Annotated in this window: 37 protein-coding genes and 1 pseudogene; 35 read left to right on the plus strand and 3 right to left on the minus strand. The window is 42.1% G+C overall.

Annotation, left to right across the window (positions count from 1 at the left end):
• The 32 genes and pseudogenes from tuf to rplQ form a co-directional block, all read left to right on the plus strand.
• Nucleotides 1-127, plus strand: a pseudogene (gene tuf / locus MV676_RS08270) (elongation factor Tu); the annotation flags it as partial.
• Between the two features lie 12 nt (nucleotides 128-139).
• Entirely contained in the window at nucleotides 140-451 is a 312-nt protein-coding gene (rpsJ, locus tag MV676_RS08275; RefSeq protein ID WP_022847352.1) for a 30S ribosomal protein S10, read from the plus strand.
• A 15-nt stretch (nucleotides 452-466) separates the two neighbouring features.
• Nucleotides 467-1,090, plus strand: a complete 624-nt coding sequence (gene rplC, locus MV676_RS08280) for a 50S ribosomal protein L3 (protein ID WP_022847351.1) — start codon at nucleotides 467-469, stop codon at nucleotides 1,088-1,090.
• Nucleotides 1,091-1,100: 10 nt separating this feature from the next.
• Entirely contained in the window at nucleotides 1,101-1,727 is a 627-nt protein-coding gene (rplD, locus tag MV676_RS08285) for a 50S ribosomal protein L4 (protein ID WP_297446699.1), read from the plus strand.
• Nucleotides 1,724-2,047: a 50S ribosomal protein L23 gene (rplW, locus tag MV676_RS08290; protein ID WP_022847349.1), complete on the plus strand. Its 324-nt coding sequence runs from the start codon at nucleotides 1,724-1,726 to the stop codon at nucleotides 2,045-2,047. Before rplD ends, rplW begins: the two co-directional genes overlap by 4 nt.
• Before the next feature lie 17 nt (nucleotides 2,048-2,064).
• Nucleotides 2,065-2,889, plus strand: a complete 825-nt coding sequence (gene rplB, locus MV676_RS08295) for a 50S ribosomal protein L2 (protein ID WP_022847348.1) — start codon at nucleotides 2,065-2,067, stop codon at nucleotides 2,887-2,889.
• A 12-nt stretch (nucleotides 2,890-2,901) separates the two neighbouring features.
• The gene (gene rpsS / locus MV676_RS08300) at nucleotides 2,902-3,180 is read left to right on the plus strand and encodes a 30S ribosomal protein S19 (protein ID WP_022847347.1); all 279 of its coding nucleotides are present in this window, start codon (nucleotides 2,902-2,904) and stop codon (nucleotides 3,178-3,180) included.
• Between the two features lie 13 nt (nucleotides 3,181-3,193).
• Nucleotides 3,194-3,589 carry a 50S ribosomal protein L22 gene (gene rplV, locus MV676_RS08305; protein WP_022847346.1) on the plus strand — a complete coding sequence of 132 codons (396 nt, stop codon included), beginning with the start codon at nucleotides 3,194-3,196 and terminating at the stop codon, nucleotides 3,587-3,589.
• A 12-nt stretch (nucleotides 3,590-3,601) separates the two neighbouring features.
• Nucleotides 3,602-4,300: a 30S ribosomal protein S3 gene (gene rpsC, locus MV676_RS08310; protein ID WP_022847345.1), complete on the plus strand. Its 699-nt coding sequence runs from the start codon at nucleotides 3,602-3,604 to the stop codon at nucleotides 4,298-4,300.
• Nucleotides 4,301-4,302: 2 nt separating this feature from the next.
• Complete coding sequence (gene rplP, locus MV676_RS08315; RefSeq protein WP_297446703.1) at nucleotides 4,303-4,716, plus strand: 50S ribosomal protein L16; 414 nt, start codon at nucleotides 4,303-4,305, stop codon at nucleotides 4,714-4,716.
• A gap of 17 nt (nucleotides 4,717-4,733) precedes the next feature.
• The gene (gene rpmC, locus MV676_RS08320; RefSeq protein WP_027720064.1) at nucleotides 4,734-4,934 is read left to right on the plus strand and encodes a 50S ribosomal protein L29; all 201 of its coding nucleotides are present in this window, start codon (nucleotides 4,734-4,736) and stop codon (nucleotides 4,932-4,934) included.
• A gap of 13 nt (nucleotides 4,935-4,947) precedes the next feature.
• Nucleotides 4,948-5,223 carry a 30S ribosomal protein S17 gene (gene rpsQ / locus MV676_RS08325; RefSeq protein WP_022847343.1) on the plus strand — a complete coding sequence of 92 codons (276 nt, stop codon included), beginning with the start codon at nucleotides 4,948-4,950 and terminating at the stop codon, nucleotides 5,221-5,223.
• A gap of 23 nt (nucleotides 5,224-5,246) precedes the next feature.
• Nucleotides 5,247-5,615, plus strand: a complete 369-nt coding sequence (gene rplN / locus MV676_RS08330; protein WP_022847342.1) for a 50S ribosomal protein L14 — start codon at nucleotides 5,247-5,249, stop codon at nucleotides 5,613-5,615.
• Nucleotides 5,616-5,627: 12 nt separating this feature from the next.
• Nucleotides 5,628-5,975 (plus strand): 50S ribosomal protein L24, encoded by a 348-nt coding sequence (gene rplX, locus MV676_RS08335; protein ID WP_297446709.1) that lies wholly within the window; start codon nucleotides 5,628-5,630, stop codon nucleotides 5,973-5,975.
• 23 nt (nucleotides 5,976-5,998) lie between these two features.
• Nucleotides 5,999-6,553: a 50S ribosomal protein L5 gene (gene rplE / locus MV676_RS08340; RefSeq protein WP_022847340.1), complete on the plus strand. Its 555-nt coding sequence runs from the start codon at nucleotides 5,999-6,001 to the stop codon at nucleotides 6,551-6,553.
• A 15-nt stretch (nucleotides 6,554-6,568) separates the two neighbouring features.
• Nucleotides 6,569-6,754, plus strand: a complete 186-nt coding sequence (locus MV676_RS08345) for a type Z 30S ribosomal protein S14 (protein ID WP_022847339.1) — start codon at nucleotides 6,569-6,571, stop codon at nucleotides 6,752-6,754.
• A gap of 25 nt (nucleotides 6,755-6,779) precedes the next feature.
• Nucleotides 6,780-7,202: a 30S ribosomal protein S8 gene (gene rpsH, locus MV676_RS08350; protein ID WP_022847338.1), complete on the plus strand. Its 423-nt coding sequence runs from the start codon at nucleotides 6,780-6,782 to the stop codon at nucleotides 7,200-7,202.
• Nucleotides 7,203-7,230: 28 nt separating this feature from the next.
• Nucleotides 7,231-7,773 (plus strand): 50S ribosomal protein L6, encoded by a 543-nt coding sequence (gene rplF, locus MV676_RS08355; RefSeq protein ID WP_027720063.1) that lies wholly within the window; start codon nucleotides 7,231-7,233, stop codon nucleotides 7,771-7,773.
• A 23-nt stretch (nucleotides 7,774-7,796) separates the two neighbouring features.
• Nucleotides 7,797-8,162, plus strand: coding sequence for a 50S ribosomal protein L18 (gene rplR, locus MV676_RS08360; RefSeq protein WP_022847336.1), 366 nt, complete (start codon nucleotides 7,797-7,799; stop codon nucleotides 8,160-8,162).
• Nucleotides 8,163-8,173: 11 nt separating this feature from the next.
• Nucleotides 8,174-8,731: a 30S ribosomal protein S5 gene (gene rpsE, locus MV676_RS08365; RefSeq protein WP_297446717.1), complete on the plus strand. Its 558-nt coding sequence runs from the start codon at nucleotides 8,174-8,176 to the stop codon at nucleotides 8,729-8,731.
• Nucleotides 8,732-8,734: 3 nt separating this feature from the next.
• On the plus strand, nucleotides 8,735-8,920 hold the full coding sequence (gene rpmD / locus MV676_RS08370; RefSeq protein ID WP_022847334.1) for a 50S ribosomal protein L30: 186 nt from the start codon (nucleotides 8,735-8,737) through the stop codon (nucleotides 8,918-8,920).
• A gap of 1 nt (nucleotide 8,921) precedes the next feature.
• A complete protein-coding gene (gene rplO / locus MV676_RS08375) occupies nucleotides 8,922-9,380 on the plus strand; it encodes a 50S ribosomal protein L15 (RefSeq protein ID WP_022847333.1) in 459 nt (152 codons plus the stop codon).
• Nucleotides 9,381-9,383: 3 nt separating this feature from the next.
• On the plus strand, nucleotides 9,384-10,715 hold the full coding sequence (gene secY / locus MV676_RS08380) for a preprotein translocase subunit SecY (RefSeq protein WP_022847332.1): 1,332 nt from the start codon (nucleotides 9,384-9,386) through the stop codon (nucleotides 10,713-10,715).
• A complete protein-coding gene (locus MV676_RS08385) occupies nucleotides 10,712-11,275 on the plus strand; it encodes an adenylate kinase (protein ID WP_022847331.1) in 564 nt (187 codons plus the stop codon). Before secY ends, MV676_RS08385 begins: the two co-directional genes overlap by 4 nt.
• Nucleotides 11,268-12,041 carry a type I methionyl aminopeptidase gene (gene map, locus MV676_RS08390; protein WP_022847330.1) on the plus strand — a complete coding sequence of 258 codons (774 nt, stop codon included), beginning with the start codon at nucleotides 11,268-11,270 and terminating at the stop codon, nucleotides 12,039-12,041. Before MV676_RS08385 ends, map begins: the two co-directional genes overlap by 8 nt.
• A gap of 30 nt (nucleotides 12,042-12,071) precedes the next feature.
• On the plus strand, nucleotides 12,072-12,290 hold the full coding sequence (gene infA, locus MV676_RS08395) for a translation initiation factor IF-1 (protein ID WP_022847329.1): 219 nt from the start codon (nucleotides 12,072-12,074) through the stop codon (nucleotides 12,288-12,290).
• Between the two features lie 61 nt (nucleotides 12,291-12,351).
• Complete coding sequence (gene rpmJ / locus MV676_RS08400; protein WP_013637834.1) at nucleotides 12,352-12,468, plus strand: 50S ribosomal protein L36; 117 nt, start codon at nucleotides 12,352-12,354, stop codon at nucleotides 12,466-12,468.
• 9 nt (nucleotides 12,469-12,477) lie between these two features.
• Nucleotides 12,478-12,858, plus strand: a complete 381-nt coding sequence (gene rpsM, locus MV676_RS08405; protein WP_022847328.1) for a 30S ribosomal protein S13 — start codon at nucleotides 12,478-12,480, stop codon at nucleotides 12,856-12,858.
• A 12-nt stretch (nucleotides 12,859-12,870) separates the two neighbouring features.
• Nucleotides 12,871-13,269 (plus strand): 30S ribosomal protein S11, encoded by a 399-nt coding sequence (gene rpsK / locus MV676_RS08410; protein WP_297446727.1) that lies wholly within the window; start codon nucleotides 12,871-12,873, stop codon nucleotides 13,267-13,269.
• 12 nt (nucleotides 13,270-13,281) lie between these two features.
• Entirely contained in the window at nucleotides 13,282-13,908 is a 627-nt protein-coding gene (gene rpsD / locus MV676_RS08415; protein WP_022847326.1) for a 30S ribosomal protein S4, read from the plus strand.
• 26 nt (nucleotides 13,909-13,934) lie between these two features.
• Nucleotides 13,935-14,891, plus strand: coding sequence for a DNA-directed RNA polymerase subunit alpha (locus MV676_RS08420; RefSeq protein ID WP_022847325.1), 957 nt, complete (start codon nucleotides 13,935-13,937; stop codon nucleotides 14,889-14,891).
• Nucleotides 14,888-15,262, plus strand: a complete 375-nt coding sequence (gene rplQ, locus MV676_RS08425; protein ID WP_297446731.1) for a 50S ribosomal protein L17 — start codon at nucleotides 14,888-14,890, stop codon at nucleotides 15,260-15,262. Before MV676_RS08420 ends, rplQ begins: the two co-directional genes overlap by 4 nt.
• Nucleotides 15,263-15,490: 228 nt before the next feature.
• On the opposite strand, the gene MV676_RS08430 is transcribed toward rplQ, so the two are convergent.
• From MV676_RS08430 to MV676_RS08440, 3 genes are read right to left on the minus strand one after another with little or no spacing between them, the layout of a single operon-like run.
• Entirely contained in the window at nucleotides 15,491-15,751 is a 261-nt protein-coding gene (locus tag MV676_RS08430) for a cell division topological specificity factor MinE (RefSeq protein WP_297446733.1), read from the minus strand.
• Nucleotides 15,752-15,753: 2 nt separating this feature from the next.
• A complete protein-coding gene (gene minD, locus MV676_RS08435) occupies nucleotides 15,754-16,551 on the minus strand; it encodes a septum site-determining protein MinD (RefSeq protein ID WP_022847319.1) in 798 nt (265 codons plus the stop codon).
• Nucleotides 16,541-17,200: a septum site-determining protein MinC gene (locus MV676_RS08440; RefSeq protein WP_297446735.1), complete on the minus strand. Its 660-nt coding sequence runs from the start codon at nucleotides 17,198-17,200 to the stop codon at nucleotides 16,541-16,543. The genes minD and MV676_RS08440 overlap by 11 nt, the downstream gene beginning before the upstream one ends.
• A 52-nt stretch (nucleotides 17,201-17,252) precedes the next feature.
• Here MV676_RS08440 and speB point away from each other — a divergent pair, with 52 nt between their 5' ends.
• From speB to MV676_RS08455, 3 genes are read left to right on the plus strand one after another with little or no spacing between them, the layout of a single operon-like run.
• Entirely contained in the window at nucleotides 17,253-18,056 is an 804-nt protein-coding gene (gene speB, locus MV676_RS08445) for an agmatinase (RefSeq protein ID WP_297446738.1), read from the plus strand.
• Nucleotides 18,056-18,907 (plus strand): polyamine aminopropyltransferase, encoded by an 852-nt coding sequence (gene speE, locus MV676_RS08450; RefSeq protein ID WP_297446740.1) that lies wholly within the window; start codon nucleotides 18,056-18,058, stop codon nucleotides 18,905-18,907. The genes speB and speE overlap by 1 nt, the downstream gene beginning before the upstream one ends.
• Nucleotides 18,908-18,919: 12 nt before the next feature.
• Nucleotides 18,920-19,975: a bis-aminopropyl spermidine synthase family protein gene (locus tag MV676_RS08455; RefSeq protein ID WP_297446742.1), complete on the plus strand. Its 1,056-nt coding sequence runs from the start codon at nucleotides 18,920-18,922 to the stop codon at nucleotides 19,973-19,975.
• The last annotated feature ends 134 nt before the right edge of the window (nucleotides 19,976-20,109 follow it).

A 20,109-nucleotide genomic window follows, 5' to 3' on the forward strand; every position in this document is an offset into this window, starting at 1 on the left:
TGGAGACAACGTAACATTTGAAGTAGAACTACTCAAACCTGTAGCTATAGAAGAGGGACTCAGATTTGCTATCCGTGAAGGTGGTAGAACTGTAGGTGCAGGTGTTGTTACTGAGATTTTAGACTAAGAGGGGTAGGTAATGGCTCAGGATCGCATAAGAATAAAACTTATGGCTTATGATCATAGATTACTTGATAGATCAGTGCAGGAGATAATTGATACAGTGAAGAGGACTGGCGCCATTGTTGCCGGTCCTATTCCTCTTCCGACAAAACGTTCCGTATGGAGCGTAATAAGGTCTCCGCACAAGTACAAGTATTCGCAGGAGCAGTTTGAGATAAGGAGACATAGGAGACTTCTTGATATTAAGAATCCAAAACCTCAAACCGTGGAAGCGCTCATGGATCTCAAGCTTCCCGCCGGTGTTGATGTAGAGATTAAGCTTGACTAATAAAGAGGTGAAACAATGAAAGGAATCCTCGGTAGAAAGATTGGTATGACGCAAGTTTTTACTGAAGACGGAAAGGCACTTGCCGTTACTGTAATAGAGGCAGGTCCGTGTACTGTTGTTCAGAAAAAGACAGAAGACAAAGACGGCTATACTGCTCTTCAGCTTGGCTTTATGGAAAAAAACAAGGCTGAGAGTAAGTTTCCAAAGCCACTTTTAGGCCACTTTAAAAAGGCTGGTATTAAGCCGGTAAGATTTCTTAAAGAAGTTAAATTTGATGATGTTGATAAGTATGACGTTGGTGACAAAATAACCGTTGAAATTTTCCAGCCTGGCGAAAAGGTGGATGTGACGGGAACATCAAAAGGTCGCGGTTTCGCCGGTTACCACAAGAGATGGGGCTTTGGTGGTGGTAGAAAGTCTCACGGTTCAGACTTCCACGAAGGTCCTGGTTCAATAGGTGCCTGTGCATTCCCCGGCAGAGTGCACAAGGGTAAGAAAATGGCAGGACACTATGGTAATGCACAGGTTACGGTTAAGAACCTTGAAATCGTTGATGTAATTCCGGAGAAAAACCTTATTCTTGTTAAAGGTGCTATTCCAGGACATAAAGGCTCCTTTGTAGTAGTTAAAGGAAAGTAAGGGGTGAACTATGGAAATTAAGGTGTTGAATACTGCAAATCAGGAAGTTGGGACTGTTTCTATAAGTGATGACATAGCTAATGCGCCTATAAAGAGCCACGTTATATGGGAAACAGTTAAGTGGCAGCTTGCAAAGCGCAGGAGAGGAACCCACTCTACCAAGACGAGAGCTGAAGTTAGAGGTGGTGGAAGGAAGCCTTGGCCTCAGAAGCACACAGGAAGGGCAAGACAGGGCTCTATCCGTGCACCTCAGTGGGTAGGTGGTGGAGTGGTTTTTGGTCCAAAGCCAAGAGATTACTCTTACAACTTACCTAAAAAGGTTAGGAAGGTTGCCCTTAGAAGTGTTGTAGCGGGTAAGCTTGGTGATGGTTCAATAATCGTTGTTGAAGATTTTGCCTTTGAAACTCCAAAGACAAAGCAGGCTGTTGAGTTTCTCAAGAATCTTGGACTTGAAAATGAGAAGGTTCTGATTGTTGTTCCTGAACTTGAAGAGAACACATGGAAGTCTTTCAGAAACCTTCCAAACGTAAAGCTTCTTGAAATTGACGGATTAAACGTTTATGACATGCTCTGCTACGATAAGTGCATCTTCTTCAAATCCACTCTACCTAAATTAGAGGAGAGGTTATCAAGATGAAGACTCCTTATGATATAATCGTCCGTCCGATTGTAACGGAAAAGAGCGTTCGCCTTGCGAACATGGAAGTTAAGAGTTCAAAGACAAAAGAGACCAGGAAGATTACGAAGATTACTTTTGAAGTGGCAATGGATGCTACAAAGCCGGAGATAAAAGAGGCTGTAGAAAAGATCTTTAATGTTAAGGTTGATAAAGTTAACACCATGGTTGTTAAAGGTAAAAGAAAGGGAATCAGGCTTTTAAAAGGAAAGAAAAGAGACTGGAAGAAGGCTGTAGTAACACTCAAGCCGGGATACGAAATTGACCTTGAGAACTTGTAAGTAAGAGGAGTTGAGCAATGGGAATAAAGAAGTTTAAACCATACACCCCGAGCAGACGTTTTATGACTGTTTCCGACTTCTCAGAGATTACAAAGAAAGAGCCTGAGAAGTCACTTACTGTTGGTTTTGTAAGGGGAACAGGTAGAAATAACCAGGGAAGAATTACCACGAGACACAAAGGTGGTGGACATAAAAGAAGATACAGGATTATTGATTTCAAGAGGGACAAAATAGGTATTCCTGCAAAGGTTGCTTCTATTGAGTATGATCCAAACAGGTCTGCCAGGATTGCTCTTCTTGTTTATGCTGACGGTGAAAAAAGGTACATAATATGGCCTGATGGTCTCAAAGTTGGTGATACTGTTGTTGCCGGTCCAGATGCTGAGATAAAGGTAGGAAATGCCCTTCCACTCAGAAATATACCTGTAGGTACGATTGTTCACAATGTTGAGCTTAAGCCAAAGAAAGGTGGACAGCTTGCAAGATCCGCAGGTTCTTTTGCCCAGCTTATGGGTAAGGTTGGTGACTACGCTCAGCTTAGACTTCCTTCAGGTGAACTTAGACTTGTTCACCTTGATTGTATGGCAACGATCGGTCAGGTCGGAAACATCGATCACGAGAACATTGTTATCGGTAAAGCTGGAAGGTCAAGATGGCTTGGAATTAGACCAACGGTTCGCGGTACTGCAATGAACCCTGTTGATCACCCTCACGGTGGTGGTGAAGGCAGGACATTCGGCAAGCATCCTGTCACACCCTGGGGTCAGCCTACTAAAGGATATAAGACAAGACCTAAACGTAAGTACTCAGACAGATTTATCATTAAACGCAGGACTAAGTAACGGAGGTTTTTGATGGGACGTTCACTGAAGAAGGGTCCCTATGTGAACCCTAAGATTTTGAAGAAAGTCAGAGCCATGAACGAAACTGGTGAAAAGAGAGTCATAAAGGTATGGGATAGAGCCTGTGTTATCGTACCTGAATTTGTTGGACACACATTTGCAGTTTACAATGGACAGAAGTTTATTCCAGTTTATGTTACTGAACAAATGATAGGTCACAGGCTTGGTGAGTTTTCCCTTACCAGAACATTCAGAGGTCACGCCGGACAGAAAGTTGCCAAGAAGAAGTAAGGAGAGGTAAAAGATGGCTGTTGAGAACAGAGACTACTATAAAGAAGGTGAAAGAGGCTTTGCCGCTCCTGTTGAGGCAAGAGCCGTTTGGAGAAAGGCAAGAATGTCAGCCTCTAAAGTAAGGCTTGTTATCGATCTTATAAGAGGCAAGCATGTTGAAGAGGCTCTTGCCATACTTGCTAACTGCCCGAGAAAAGCGGCAAAGATGATTGAAAAGGTTCTCAAAAGTGCTATAGCTAACGCTGAGCAGAAGGGACTTGACGTAGATTCTCTCTTTGTTAAAAAGGCCTATGTTGACGAAGGCCCTACAATGAAGAGGGTAAAACCTCGTGCTATGGGTAGAGCAAACGTTATCAGAAGAAGAACCTGCCACATTACAGTTGTGGTAGGAGAAAAAGAATCAAAATAACGGGGGTAAGCTTTGGGACAGAAAGTACATCCAGTAGGATTTAGACTTGGAATTACAAAAGATTGGGAATCCAGATGGGTTGCCAAAGAGAAAAGCAAGTATGTTAACTTCCTTCATGAAGACCTTAAGATTAGGAAGCTTATTAAGCAGAAGTACTATCACGCGGGGATTGCCCGTATAGATATTGAGAGGACACTCGACAAGATCAATATCAGAATATGGGCTGCAAGACCCGGCCTTCTCATAGCCAGAAAGGGTACTCAGGTAAGAGAACTTAGAAGAATCCTTGAAGGACTTACAGGGAAAAGTGTCCATATTGATATTGAAGAGGTGAAACATCCACAGCTTAACGCTCAGCTTGTTGCTGAGAATGTAGCTGCTCAGCTAGAGCGCCGTGTGGCGTTCAGGCGTGCGATGAAGCGGGTTATTGCTGATGCTATGAGAGCAGGTGCCAAAGGTATCAAAGTGCAGTGTGCCGGAAGACTTGGTGGTGCCGATATGGCAAGGACAGAATGGTACCGTGAAGGAAGGGTTCCTTTACAAACCATTCGTGCAGATATAGATTATGGCACAGCAGTTGCCCAGACAAAGTACGGTGTTATCGGTGTTAAGGTGTGGATCTACAAGGGTGACGTTTACAAGGATGAAACAGAAGAGATTCTCAAGAGACTCGAAAAAGAAGTAAAAGAAGAAATGGCAAGGGGTGAGTAACCATGTTGATGCCTAAAAGAACGAAATTTAGGAAGCAGCAGAGAGGAAGACTCAAAGGTAAATCATATAGAGGCAACACTCTTTCATTTGGTGATTACGGTATTCAGGCCCTTGAGCCCGGTTATATCACGACTAACCAGATAGAGGCTGCAAGGGTTGCAATGACAAGAACTATGAAAAGAGGCGGTAAAGTCTGGATAAGAATCTTTCCAGACAAGCCTTACACTAAAAAGCCTCTCGAAACTCGTATGGGTAAAGGAAAGGGTAACGTTGAAACGTGGGTAGCACCTGTTAAGCCTGGAAGGATAATGTTTGAAGTTGCAGGTGTTGCTGAAGACGTTGCTATGGAAGCTTTAAGGCTTGCTGTTTTTAAACTTCCCATTAAGTGTAGAATCGTTAAAAGGGAAGAAATATAAGTATCAAGGGGTAAGCAATGAAAAAGTTGACAGAAGATTTGAGGGCTAAAAGCACTGAAGAGCTCAAAAACATGGTTGTCGAGCTCAAGGAGAGCCTTTTGAAAATGAGATTTAAAAATGCCTTTGGTCAGCTTGAAAGTACGGCTGACATTAGAAAAACAAAGAGGCAGATTGCTCGCATTCTGACTATTCTCAGAGAGCGTGGAGTGAAGCTCTAATCTGGAGGAAGTAATGGCTGAAACGAGAGTTAATAGAAGAAAAGTAAGGGTAGGTGTCGTTGTAAGCGACAAGATGGATAAGACGGTAGTTGTTCGTGTTACAAGGGAATTCAGACACCCTGTTTACGGTAAAAGGGTTAAGTTTTCCAAAAAGTACATGGCACACGATGAGACAAATCAGTGTCAGGTTGGTGACGTTGTGAAAATTATGGAAACAAGACCCCTCTCAAGACATAAGAGATGGAGAGTTATTGAAATTATTGAAAAAGCCAAGAAACTTGGTGAGTAAATCCCCGCAAGAGGAGTAGAGCTATGATTCAGGTTCAAACATATTTAAACGTTGCAGATAATACAGGGGCGAAAAAAGTTCAGTGTATAAGGGTGCTTGGCGGTTCAACCAGAAGGTATGCGTCCCTCGGGGATGTTATCGTTGTTGCCGTTAAAGACTCTATCCCAAACGCAACTGCCAAGAAAGGAGAAGTTTACAGGGCGGTTGTTGTTAGAACAAAGAAAGAGGTAAGACGCCCTGACGGGACATACATAAAGTTTGACGACAATGCAGTCGTTATACTCAACAAGCAGGGTGAACCCCTTGGTACCCGTATTTTAGGTCCTGTTGCAAGGGAAGCGAGACAGAAAGGATTTACTAAAATTGCTTCACTTGCGCCGGAAGTTATTTAAGGGAGGATTCTAATGGCTAAGAAGAAGTTCAAAATAAAGGCCGGTGACAAGGTTGTTGTTATTGCCGGCAAGGATAAAGGAAAGGTAGGAAAGGTTCTCAAAGTGCTTCCAGAGGAAGAGAGGGTTATCGTTGAAGGTGTAAGAATCATCAAAAAGCACCTTAAACCAAGCCAGAAGTATCCTGAAGGTGGCATTATAGAAAGAGAAGCACCTATTCACATAAGTAACGTTATGCTTGCTGATCCTAAAGATGGAAAGCCAACAAGGGTTGGTATCAGGTTTGAAAACGGTAAGAAAATTAGGTATGCTAAGCGTTCAGGCGCCGTTATTGATGAAATCAGCAAACCGGCGGGTCGGTAATCCGCGCGTTTTAAGGAGGAAAGATGGCTGAGAAGTACGTTCCAAGACTTAAAGAGATGTATAAGAAGGAGATTATACCTGCACTTCAGAAGAAGTTTAACTACAAGAACGTTATGGAGATTCCAAAAATAGAAAAGATTGTAGTTAACATGGGTGTTGGTGAAGCCGTTCAAAACATTAAAGCTCTTGAAAATGCCATGAGAGATCTTGAACTCATTACAGGTCAAAAGCCTTCCGTGAGGAGGGCGAAAAGGTCAGAAGCTGGATTTAAGCTTCGTCAGGGAATGCCTATTGGTGCTAAAGTTACGCTTAGAGGCGACAGAATGTACGATTTCCTTGACAGGCTTATCTCAATTGCCCTTCCAAGGGTTAGAGACTTTAAAGGTCTTTCGCCAAGATCTTTTGATGGAAGAGGAAACTATAATTTTGGTTTGACTGAACAGGTTGTTTTCCCTGAAATAGACTACGACAAGGTGGATGCTATCAGGGGAATGAATATAACTATCGTCACGACTGCAAAAACGGATGAGGAAGCCAAAGCTCTGCTTGAAGCTTTTGGATTCCCATTCAGGAAATAACAGTAGGGAGGCATAATGGCAAGGAAAGCTTTGATTGTAAAAGCTCAGAAAGAGCCAAAGTATAAAGTCAGAAAGTACAACAGATGTCCAATATGTGGACGTCCAAGAGGTTTTATAAGAGAGTTTGGTATGTGTAGACTCTGTTTCAGAACGCTTGCTCTCCAGGGTAAAATTCCTGGAGTCAAAAAGGCAAGCTGGTAAAAACACGATGGAGAGGTAAGGCAAGATGATGATGGATACTGTTGCAGATTTTCTTTCAAGAATTCGCAACGCCAACCTTGTATATAAAGAGTATGTAGATGCGCCATACTCAAAGGTGAACGAGGCAATTGCAAATATTCTCAAAGAGGAAGGATTTATAAAAGACTACGAGATCGTAGAGGTTCCATTTAAGAGGACAAAAAATCCTGATAACAAGAAGAAGCTCATCAGAGTTCACCTTAAGTACGGTCCAAACAGAGAAAGAGTTATAAACGAGATAAAAAGAATTTCTAAACCTGGTAGAAGGGTTTACGTTGGTGTTGAAGATATTCCACTTGTTAAAGCGGGACTTGGTGTTGCCATTCTCTCCACCAATAAAGGTATTATTCCCGGTTACAAAGCGAGGAAGCTTGGTGTAGGTGGAGAAGTTCTCTGTTATGTATGGTAAAACCAGAAATTTTAGAAGGAGTGGAGCTATGTCAAGAATAGGTAAGATGCCTGTTGAGATACCTCAGGGAGTAACGGTTGAAGTAAAACCGGGAAACCACGTTGTTGTTAAGGGACCGAAAGGTCAGCTTGAATTCACTTTTAATCCGAAACTTACAATTAAGGTGGAAGACAACAAGGTAATTGTTGAAAGGCCTAACGACGAAAAGCAGATGAGGGCTCTTCACGGAACAACCAGAGCCATAATAAATAATATGGTAACAGGTGTTTCTAAGGGTTTTGAAAAGGTTCTCGAAATTAAAGGTCTTGGTTATAGGGCTTTTGTTAAAGGGAAAACACTTGAATTACACCTTGGTTTTTCCCATCCTGTCCTCTACCAGATTCCTGAAGGTATAGAGATAGAGGTTGACAGAGATAACAACGTTTTTGTTCGCGGCATAGACAAGCAGAAGGTTGGTCAGGTTGCCGCTGAGATCAGATCCTTTAGACCTCCTGAACCTTACAAGGGTAAAGGTATAAGATACAGAGGCGAAAGAATCATTCTTAAAGCTGGTAAGTCAGCTAAGAAGTAATCTCTTTACTAAGAGGGGTAAAAATGGCTAAGATGACGAGAAAAGAGCGAATAGCAAAGAAACATAGAAGAGTTAGAAAGAAAGTCTTTGGTACACCTGAAAGGCCGAGACTTGCTGTTTATAAAAGCCTTAAGCATATGTATGCCCAGATTATTGACGATACAAAGGGCGAGACGCTTGTTGCTGCTTCAACGCTTGACAAAGAGGTTAGAGAGAAGGTTAAAGGTCTCTCTAAAACTGAAGCGGCAAGGGTTGTTGGTCAGGTTATAGCTGAGAGGGCAAAAGCTAAAGGTATTACTTCTGTTGTATTTGACAGAGGTGGTTTTATCTATCACGGTAGAATCAAAGCAATAGCCGAAGGTGCCAGAGAAGGTGGCTTAGAATTCTAAGGAGGTAATTGATGGCTAAGAGGGTTAAACCTGAAGGTTTAGAGCTAAAAGAGAGACTTGTTCATATTAACAGAAACGCTAAAGTAGTTACGGGTGGTAGAAAATTTAGTTTTACCGCCTTTGTAGTTGTTGGTGATGGAAACGGCGTTGTTGGATTTGGTAGAGGTAAGGCGTCTGAAGTTCCAGATGCTATCAGAAAGGCTACCGGAGATGCCAAGAAAAACTTAATAAAAATTCCGGTTGTTGATGGTACTATACCTTTTGAAATTCAGGAAAGATTCGGGGCATCAACCATTATTATGAGACCGGCTGCCCCTGGTACTGGAGTTATTGCATCAGCTCCAGTTCGTGCAGTTCTTGAGTCAGCCGGTATTACTGATATTCTTACGAAAGTTATAGGTTCAACAAACCCACACACCGTTGTTAGGGCTGTTATTAAGGCTCTTGAAAAACTTAAACTTCCTGAAGAGTTTGCCCAGCTTCGTGGTGTATCTACCGAAGAGCTTAGAAGACGCTGGAAGCTTCCGGGAAGAAGAATTACGCCGGAAGGCGAGATTATCAGGAGGTAATAGATGGCTAAGGTTAAGATAACGCTTGTAAGAGGGCTTGCCGGAAAGAGTAAAAAGAAGAGAGCCACACTTGAGGCTCTTGGTCTGAGAAAAAGAGGAAGAAGCACTGTTAAAGAGCTAAATCCTGCTATCGAAGGGATGATAGATAAGGTTAGAGAGCTTGTAAAAGTAGAACCACTGGAGGAGTGAAATGGAACTTAAATTACATAACCTGAAACCAAATAAAGGTGCTGTTAGAGAGAAAAAGAGAGTTGGTAGAGGTCATGGTTCTGGTGTTGGTAAAACTTCCGGTAGAGGGCAAAAAGGCCAGAAGGCTCGTTCCGGATGGAGTGGAGGAACAAGACCGGGATTTGAAGGTGGACAGACACCTCTTTACATGAGATTTCCAAAAAGAGGATTCTCTAATTATCCTTTCAAGAAAGAGTATGAAGTTGTTAACGTTAAGGACCTTAACAGGTTTGAAGAGGGAACGGAGGTTACTCCTGAGGTTTTGGCTTCTGCAGGACTTGTTGCGAGAAATAAGCCTGTGAAGATTCTTGGGGATGGAGAGATTAACGTTAAGCTCACAGTTAGAGCCCACAAGTTTTCTGCATCTGCCAGGGAAAAGATAGAAGCAGCAGGTGGCGTTTGTGAGATTATAGAGAGGTAATAAATGAACCTTTCCAAGATATTTGCCAATGTGTTTGAAGTACCGGAATTAAAGAAGAGGCTTCTATTTACGTTTGCGCTCCTTGCCGTTTTCAGGCTTGGAGCGCATATACCAACTCCGGGTATTAATGTTGCGGCTCTTTCTGAATTTTTCCAGAGAGCACAGGGGACGATGTTCGGTTTTATGGATGCCTTTTCCGGTGGTGCGCTTTCAAAGCTGACAATTTTTGCACTTGGCGTTATGCCTTACATCAGTGCTTCCATTATAATGCAGCTTTTTACCGTTGCGTTTCCATCTCTTGAAAAACTTGCAAAAGAAGAGGGTGAGTACGGAAGGAAAAAGATTAACCAGTACACCCGCTACGGTTCTGTTGCACTTGCGTTTATTCAGGCTTTGGGTATAGCTATAGGCCTTCAAGGCATGAAAAGTCCTTCAGGTATACCTGTAGTGCCAAATCCCGGTTTCACATTTATTTTTGTCTGCGTTACCACGCTGGTAGCTGGTTCAACATTCCTTATGTGGCTTGGCGAGAAGATAACGGAACATGGTGTTGGTGAAGGTATGTCACTGCTTATCTTTGCAGGTATTGTCAGCAGAATACCTTCATCAGTTATAAACGTGATTACGCAGTTTAAAAGTGGAGAACTTTCACTTTTTAAATTGATAGGAATTATCCTTATTATTCTTACAATGACTGCACTTGTAATATACGTTGAAATGGCAGAAAGGAGAGTTCCTCTTCAGTATGCCAAACGCTCAACGCCTCAGGTTGGCGGAACATACACCAGTTTTCTGCCTATAAAGCTTAACCCTGCTAACGTTATTCCTATTATCTTTGCGGCATCAATTATGATGTTTCCAGCAACAATAACAAAGTTTATCCACGCTTCCTGGGCTCAGAAGATAGCTCAGATTCTTACACCTGGAACACCAACCTATCTGATTATTTACGGTGTGCTTATCTTTTTCTTCACCTACTTTTACACTGCAGTTATCTTCAATCCTGAAGAGATTGCCGACAACCTTAACAAGGCAGGTGGTTTTATTCCGGGTGTTAGAGCCGGTAAGGACACGGTTGAATATCTTGACAGGATCGTTTCAAGATTGACCTTTGCAGGTGCCGTTTTCCTTACAGCCATAGCTATTGTTCCTCTCATAATTATGCAGAAAATGCATTTCCCGTTTTACTTTGGCGGAACGGCACTTCTGATCGTTGTTGGTGTTGCCCTTGATACATTGAGAAGGATAGAGGCTTTTGCTCTGAACGTTTCTTACGAAGGATTCTTAGGAAAGAGAAAGAGACGCAGGAGAACTGGATTTGGGGGAGTAAGATGATAAAAGTTATATTCCTGGGACCTCCGGGAGCCGGTAAGGGGACTCAGGCTGTGAGAATAGCGGAAAAGTATGGAGTTCCTCACATTGCTACCGGTGATATCCTCAGGGCGGCTGTTAAAGAGGGAACGGAGCTTGGAAAGCTTGCAAAGTCTTACATGGACAAGGGAGAGCTTGTTCCTGATGATGTAATAATAGGCATTATAAAAGAGAGGCTTTCTCAGGATGATGTTAGAAAGAACGGTTTTATCCTTGATGGATTTCCAAGAACGCTTCCTCAGGCTGAAGCTCTTGATGAACTTTTAAAAGAGATAGGAATGGAACTTGATAAGGTTATCTACCTTAACGTTGAAGATGAAGAGATAGTTAAAAGACTTCTTGCAAGAGGAAGGGCAGACGATAAGGAAGACGTTATCCGCAATAGGCTTGAGGTTTACAGAAAACAAACAGCACCTCTTATCGATTACTACACCAGCAAAGGTCTTTTGGCAGAGATAAACGGTGTTGGGGATATTGACGAAATTACAGGTAAGATAGAAGAGGCAATAGGAGTAAATGGTTAAAAGGATTAAACCAAAGATAATTTTGAAAAGCCCTGAAGAGGTAGCCAGATTAAGGAATGCAGCGGCTCTAACTATGGAGATTCTCCTTAAAATAGGAGAAGAGGTAAAGCCGGGAGTATCAGCTCTTGATATAGATAAGCTTGCTAAAAGTTACTGTAAAGAATACGGTGTAAAACCGGCCTTTTTAGGGTATGCTGGCTTTCCCGGAGCCATCTGTGTTTCTGTGAATGAAGAGGTTGTCCACGGTCTCCCGACGAAGAAGAAGGTGTTTAAAGAGGGAGACATTGTCAGCCTCGATTTTGGCGTTATAAAAGATGGATTCTATGGTGATGTTGCCATAACGTTTCCAGTCGGGAAAATTTCGGAAAGCGCTGAAAGGCTCTTGAAAGTGACTAAAGAATCTCTCTACAAAGGTATAGAGCAGGCTTTGCCTGGAAACAAGCTTATAGATATTTCCAGGGCTGTACAGAGGTACGTTGAAGGGCACGGTTTTTCGGTTGTAAGAGACTATGCAGGACACGGCCTTGGCAGATCTCTCCATGAAGAGCCGCAAATAACAAACTACGTTTACAAAGGTTATCCTGACATTACGCTGGAGCCGGGAATGACCTTTGCTATAGAGCCGATGGTTAACGAAGGCACCTATAGGGTGAAAGTAAAGAGAGACAGGTGGACGGTTGTTACTAAAGATGGTAAACTATCTGCTCATTTTGAGCACGATGTTGCCATTACGGAAAATGGATATATAATTCTATCGGAAATTTAATTAAAACTAAAAGCTTTTATGAGGAGAAGCATGGCAAAAGAGAAAGGCATTCAAGTAGAAGGAAAGGTTGTCGAGGCTCTGCCCAATGCTTACTTTAAGGTGGAACTTGACAACGGGCATCAGGTTCTTGCTCATGCATCAGGAAAAATGAGGGTTCATTTTATTAGAATACTGCCAGGCGACCGTGTGGTTGTTGAGCTAAGTCCCTACGATCTTACAAGGGGAAGAATTATTTTCAGGAAAGGATAATCCGTCCCTTAAAATAAGACCGCGGCTAACGGCACAAAACTTTAAATGACGGAGAGGTAGAATGAAGGTAAGACCATCTGTGAAGAAGATCTGTCCAAAGTGCAAAATCATCAAAAGAAAAGGCGTGGTAAGGGTTATTTGTGAAAACCCAAAACACAAGCAGAGACAGGGTAAGTAAGGAGGAAAAATGGCAAGGATAGCAGGTGTTGACATTCCTGACAACAAGAAGGTTCCCTATTCACTTGCTTACATTTATGGAATAGGTATTAAAACCGGATTCAAAATCTGTCAGGAAGCCGGCATAGACCCCGAAAAGAGGGTAAAAGATCTTACAGAAGAAGAGATAGCAAAGATCAGAAAGATTATTGAGAACGAGTACAAGGTTGAAGGTGACCTCAGAAAAGAGATTGCCATGAACATTAGAAGGCTTATTGATATCGGTTGTTACAGAGGTATCAGACACAGGCTTGGTCTTCCAGTGAGGGGTCAGAGAACGAGGACTAATGCCAGAACGAGAAAAGGTCCTAAGAAGACGGTAGCCGGTAAGAAAAAGGCTACTAAGAAGTAAAGGAGGTAATTGATGGCAAGAGGCAAAAGAAGAGGTGGTGCCAAGAAGAAGGCGAAAAGAACTGTTGGTTATGCAATAGCTCACATACACACAACATTTAACAATACAATTGTCACCTTTACCGATAAAGAGGGAAACGTTCTTACATGGGCAAGCGGTGGAACGGTGGGTTTCAAGGGTACAAGAAAGAGCACACCTTACGCTGCCCAGCTCGCTGCTGAAAAAGCCGCTAAGAAAGCCATTTCAGATTATGGTGTTAAGGACGTTGAAATCTGGATTAAGGGAAATGGTGGTGGCAGGGAGACTGCTATTAAAGCAATAGCGGCTACCGGTTTAAATGTAAAAGTGATTAAGGATGTTACTCCTATTCCTCATGATGGTTGCAGACCACCAAAGAGAAGAAGAGTTTAATGGAGGTAGTTGATGGGTAGATATACAGGACCAAAATGGCGTATAGCTCGCCGTTTAGGCGTTAACATTTATGTTGGGGAAGAGAAATCTCAGAAAGGGAAGGCTATTACAGATAGAAGACCATATCCTCCAGGACAGCACGGGAAGAGCAGGAGGAAGATTTCTTACTACGGCCGTCAGCTTATGGAGAAGCAGAAGGTTAAGTACTACTATGGTGTAAGGGAAGAGCAATTCAGGCGCTTCTATGAGATGGCCGAGAGGATGAAGGGACAAACAGGTGAAAACCTCCTTAAACTTCTTGAGAGCAGGCTGGACAATGTTGTTTACAGGTTGGGTTTTGGTAAATCACACAGGCACGCAAGACAGCTTGTTGTTCACGGTCACATTCTCGTAAACGGTAAGAAGGTTAACAGGCCATCCTTCCTTGTTAAGCCGGGAGACGTTATAGAGGTTAAAGAGAAAAGCAGAAACATCCCTGATATTATTTCAGGTATGGAACTTGCTCAGCAGAGGGGAATTCCTTCATGGCTGGAACTTGATGCTGAAAACTTTAAAGGTATTGTTAAGGCAGAGCCTACAAGAGAAGAGATTGAGATTCCAATCGCTGAAAACCTCATCGTTGAGCTCTACTCTAAGTAATAGTTAACCCTTAGTGGAGGAAAATAATGATTGAATTTATCAAGCCGGAAACGTTCCGCTGGGAGGAGCACACCGACACCTACGGAAGGTTTGTCGTTGAGCCTCTGGAGAAAGGATACGGTGTTACTGTCGGAAATGCACTGAGAAGGGTTCTACTTTCCTCCATAGAAGGTGCTGCTCCAACGGCTGTTAAGTTTGAAGGAGCATGGCACGAATTTACAACGCTTCCCGGTGTGGTGGAAGATTTAACGGAAATCGTTCTTAACATAAAAGAGTTAAGGTTTGCCCTTTACGGTGATGGCCCTGTATTTATTGAGCTTAGAAAGAAGGGTCCCGGTAAGGTGTTCGCCTCTGACTTTGAGCTTCCTTCTCAGGTTAAGCTTCTTACACCTGATAAGGAGATAGCAACGCTTGATAATGAAAATTCAGAAATAGAGATGCACCTTCGTATAGATAAGGGTAAAGGGTTTGTACTTTCAGAAGAGATTCAGGAAATCTTTGACATAACAACACTCGGATGGATAGCTCTTGATGCTGATTTTTCACCTGTTAGAAAAGTTGCCTTCAGAGTTGAAGATACGAGGGTAGGGAGAAGAACAGATTATAATAAGCTTGTTATGGAGATATGGACTGATGGCGGTGTAACGCCGAAGGAGGCTTTGGCCAAGGCGTGTTCAATCCTTATAGAGCACTTCTCTTCCGTTATGGCAAATCTTACTGAGGCTTCTCCAGAGACGGCAGTTGTAGAGGTTGAAAAGGAAGAAGAAGTAGCTGACACGAAGCTATCGATGACACTTGAGGAAGCCGGCCTGAAGTCAAGGGCTTTAAGGGCACTGAAAGAAGCCGGTCTTGAGACAGTAGGAGATATCGTTAAGCTAACGGAAGCAGATCTTAAGAAGATTAAGGGTCTTGGAAACAAGTCCATTGCTCAGGTGAAAGAGGTTCTTTCCTCATTAGGACTTGAACTTGGAGGTAAAGAATGAGACATAGAATAAAGAGAAAGAAGCTCGGCAGGCCTACAGAGCACAGAGTTATGATGCTCAGGAATCTTGTTACTGACCTTATGGAACATGGTAAGGTTGTTACAACAGTTGCAAGGGCAAAAGAGCTTAGAAGATTGGCAGATAAGGTTATTACAAAGGCGAAAGGTGAGGATAAGGTAAGGGCTTTAAGAGAAGTTTTGGCAATTGTTACCAGAAAAGATGTTGCATTTAAGGTTGTTAACGAAATAGCACCTAAATATGCAGATAGAAATGGTGGTTACACAAGGCTACTTCACTACGATTACAGAAAAGGTGATGCTGCGCCAACGGCTATTGTTATGCTTGTTGAAACAGGAGAAGAGCAGGAATAATTTAGTTTTTTCTATCTCTAAGGAAAGGGGGCTCTAAAGCCCCCTTTTTTGTTTATTTGAAAGTGGTAGAATTACTGTATGATGCGGGAAGAAAAAATTTTAAAAAAACTGTTTTTTATTCTGCTTATACCCTTTCTCTTTTCGTGTGGTTATCGGAAAAGTTTATATCTGTTTTAGTGTTATTATTTTACTGGACTAGATTTATAAATTTTGGTTTTCTTTGATTTTCTAACTAGAAAGTTTATCTTTCCGTTCTGTCTTTACAGGAATTTCAAGTTCAATTTTTTCTTCTCTATCGTCCTGCGGGAAGTTTATTTTTATTCCTGATACGTCAACGAAAGGAAAATCTTTCAGGGCGTTAAGAATAGCATTTTTAATCGCATCAACAGCGTTGGGTGGTAGCCCCGCTCTGTCGTATTTTAGGATTACCTGAAGACGTTGTTTTGCTACGTCTTTACTTGGTTTTTTATTGAAAGGCCAGAATCCCATTTTCAGCTCCCGCCAAATAATTTTCTGAATTTTGATAAAAATCCGTTATCTGCTTCAAGTTTGAGAAAGGGAACCTCTTTTCCAAGTATTCTTTCGGCGATGTTCCTCAGAGCTTTTCCTGCAATAGATTCCTTTACAAGAACGGCAGGTTCGCCTCTGTTTATACAGGCAACCATGTTTTTATCTTCCGGTACTATGCCTATTAACTCAAGACCCAATATTTGAACAACATCTTCGGCATCTAACATGTCTCCGTTTTTTACTTTTGCCGGATCGAGTCTGTTAACGATAAGTTTGGGTTCCGGTTTTCCCATTGCTTCACAAAGTCCTGTGACTCTGTCAGCATCCCTTATAGACGCCATTTCGGGATTTGTTACAACGAGTATCGCATCGGCAGGTGCAACGGCCGTTTTAAAACCTTCCTCTATTCCTGCAGGGGAATCTATGAAAATAAAGTCGTACTTTTCTCTGAGGGATTCAACTATTCTAACTAAATCTTCGGGTTTAACGGCACTTTTATCTTTTGTCTGTGCTGCCGGAAGCAGGAAAAGGTTTTTTGTTCTTTTATCTTTTACGAGTGCTTTCTCCGGCGGGCATACCCCTTCTATAACATGGACTATGTCATAAACAATTCTGTTTTCAAGTCCTAAAATTAAATCGAGGTTTCTTAGTCCTATATCTGCATCTATGGCTACAACTTTGTAACCCTTCATTGCCAGTGCTGTTGCCAAGTTGCCAGTTACGGTACTTTTTCCAACACCACCCTTCCCCGAAGTTATGCAGAAAACTTTATCGGCCATTTTTACTCCTCTCCATCGCGAGTACTTTGATTTTATCATTTTTATATATTAATCGGAAATTTAAAAATTTTTCATTTCTTTCAAAAATTTTTTCTCTTCCACAAATTTCCATTCTTGGCGTTTGAACAAACAGTGCTCTTACTTCACACTCTTTTTTCCCGATACCGGCCTTAACCAGCCCTCTTAAGCTTCCAAATATATATACGTTTCCTCCGGCTTCAACTTCTGCTCCCGGATTTACATCTCCGAGTATTGCTATATCTCCTGAGGACGAAACCTTTTCGCCGGAACGGACGGTCTTCTTTATAAACTTTATCTCTTCCGTTGAAGCTCTTTCTGTCTGCTTTTCAAGTTCAAGTTTTGACATGTCGCAGGGGAATCCGGCTGATACACATAGATCCCGGGTTTCCTTTTTGTTTGTTTTAAAGCCGGAGAAAAACACTTCCGGTAGTTGGGAACAGAAATTGGCTACTTCTTTTATTTCCTTCTCTTCCGGTATAATATCATCAAAAGTTATTATTAGCCTTATTCTTTTTAAGATGGCTTTTTTTTCAATAAGGAACTTCTTAAGTTCTTCAATATTCCAGTTTTCCTTTGTTACGATTACTTCGATTCCTAAAATATTGGTTCCCCTGATTTTGTAATCCATTTATAATTTCCTCAGCGGGCGTTTGTATAAATTTTACCACAAGGAGAGAAGGATGAAATTTATCGGTGCTAAGGATTCAGGAAAGGTTACTATTTTTGGTGTTCCCTACGATGGCACTACCTGTTTCAGGCCCGGAACCAGGTTCGGTCCCGATGGCGTTCGTTTTTTTTCGGAGAACTTGGAGACTTATAGTCCTGTTTTGAAAAGAGACCTTGTCGATGTTGAGTTTACCGATGTGGGAAACGTGGAAGTTTCCGCTTCACCTGAAAGAATGGTGAAGGAGGTGGAAGTTTTTGCTGATAGACTTGAGATTCCAGTGATGATAGGCGGTGAACACTCTGTTACATATCCCGTTGTTAGGTCTCTTAGAAAAAGTTATAATGACCTAACAATAGTCCATTTTGATGCCCATGCCGACTTGAGGGATGAGTATTCTGGGACGAGGTTTTCTCATGCATGTGTTATGAGGAGAATTCTTGAGCTCGGGTGCAGGATAATTCAGATAGGAATAAGGAGCGGTACAAAGGAGGAGTTTGACCTGATAGATGAAAATCCTCTAATAGAAAGAATCGATATTAAAAGATTGCCCGAGCGTTTAAGAGAGGAAAGTTTTGTCTATTTTACGGTTGACATAGATTACTTTGATCCAGCTTTTGCACCTGGTACGGGGACGCCTGAGCCCTGTGGGGGAAATCCGGTTGAATTTTTCGAGATTCTCTATAATTTACCACCTGTAAAAGTTGCCGGATTTGATGTTGTTGAAGTATCTCCCCCCTATGATCCCTCAGGCATTACACAGATGCTGGCTGCGAAGATAATCAGGGAGATGATTTTAAAGTTTTGGGGAGGTGAGTGATGTTAAGGTTTACAGAGATGTTTAACGGTGCTGGTTTTTCTGTTGACGTTTATGGTGCCCGTAAATACAGTACGCCGTTTCAGGAGATAATGCTCCTTGAGACTGAGGTCTTTGGGAAGATTTTAGTTCTTGATGGTGCTGTTCAAACTACTGACAGGGATGAGTTTATCTATCATGAAATGATAGTTCATGTTCCGCTTTTCACCCTTGGAAGGAAACCGGAAAAGGTGCTTGTTATCGGTGGAGGTGATGGTGGGACAGTTAGAGAAGTACTGAAGCATGCCCCTGACCATATTGATATGGTTGAAATAGATAGAGAGGTTGTTGAACTTTGTAAAAAAGAGTTTCCGGAAATCTCTTCTGGCCTTTCTGATGAGAGAGTTTCTATCTACTACGAGGATGGGAGAGAGTTTGTTAAAGGGAAAGAGAATGAATACGATGTGATCGTAGTTGACTGTTCGGATCCTGCTGGCCCTTCTGCTGTTCTGTTTTCAAAGGAATTTTACGAGGATGTTAAAAAGGCACTGAAAGACGATGGCGTTTTTGTTACTCAGTCAGAATCACCTTTTGCTCAGAAAAAAGAGTTTGTAATGGTCGTTTCAAATCTTACAAAGGTCTTTTCAACGGTCAGACCTTATCTTGCTTTTATTCCTTCTTACCCTTCCGGTATGTGGAGTTTTACATTTGCGTCAAACGGTAAAGATCCTCTTACAATTTCACCGGAGGAGTTATCTGAAAGGATGAAAGATGTTGTAAGAAGAACGAAGAAAAAATTTAAATATTACAACCTTGAGATCCACTACGGTGCTTTTGCGATTCCTAACTTTGTAATAGATGAATTTAAGAAATAGGAGGTGAAGTAGATGGAATTCTTGACCAGGGTTGCCCAGGAGGCGGAGAAGAACACACAGGTTCCGGCTTATCCCGTTTCTGTTGAAAAGGTGCTTAAAGCTGTCATTGCAACCGGTGATTTTTGGAAGATAGTGGACCTTTGTGACGAACCGCTTCCACTTGTAGCAGAAATTTTGAAGATCCTTAACAGAGAAGGCATGCTTGCTTTTGAAGGGAGCCAGATTCTATTAACAGAAAAGGGCGCAGATTTTGTAAAGAGAACAGGAATAGAACCGTTCGTTTCCCACAGGTGTTCCTGCTGTAACGGAAGGGGTGTTGTTATTGATGGTGAATTGAAAGAGGCTTTTGAAAAGTTTGTTGAAATTCAAAAGAATAGACCACCGGCCATTCACTGTTACGATCAGGGTTATGTTACACCTGAAAACTCCTTTGCAAGGGTAGCTCTTGCCGATGACAGGGGAGATTTGAGAGGAAAAAAGGTTTGTGTTCTTGGTGACGACGACCTCATGAGCATTGCTCTTGCCCTTACAGGACTTCCTGAAAAGGTTACTATACTTGAGATCGACGAAAGGCTTATAAAGTTTATCAAAGAGGTTTCTGATAAGTATGGACTCAATATTGATGCGAGAGTTCACGATTTGAGACAGCCTCTTCCTGACGATGTTGTAGGTGCTTACGATACGTTCTTTTGTGATCCCCCTGAAACGGTAGAGGCGATTAAGGCCTTTGTTGGAAGAGGTGTTGCAACTCTTAGATCTGAAAGGTGTGCTGGTTACTTTGGTGTAACAAGAAGAGAGTCCTCTCTTGACAAGTGGAGAAAGATTCAGAAGGTTCTTCTTGATATGGGACTTGTTATAACGGATCTTCTCCACAACTTTAACGAGTATGTTAACTGGGATTACTACGAAGAAATGAGGGGATGGCAGCTTACGCCTGTAAAAGAGCCGCCAAAGGAGATATGGTACAAATCAACCCAGTTTAGAGTGGAAACGGTGAGAGGATTTAAAGGTTTTAACGAACCAATTGTTGGTGACATTTACAATGATGCAGAAAGTTCAACTACCTGATAAAAATAAAAAAAAGGGGCATATGCCCCCTTTTTTACTCGAGTCCAAAAAGTTTCAGTGCAAGGTCAAGTATAACATAGGTCAAAAGCCCTGTAATGCCAAGTGTTGTGATAAGGCCGAAATAGACAACTTCT

Origin of the sequence: Desulfurobacterium sp. (assembly GCF_027028515.1) — a bacterium.
Classification (GTDB): Bacteria; Aquificota; Aquificia; order Desulfurobacteriales; family Desulfurobacteriaceae; genus Desulfurobacterium_A.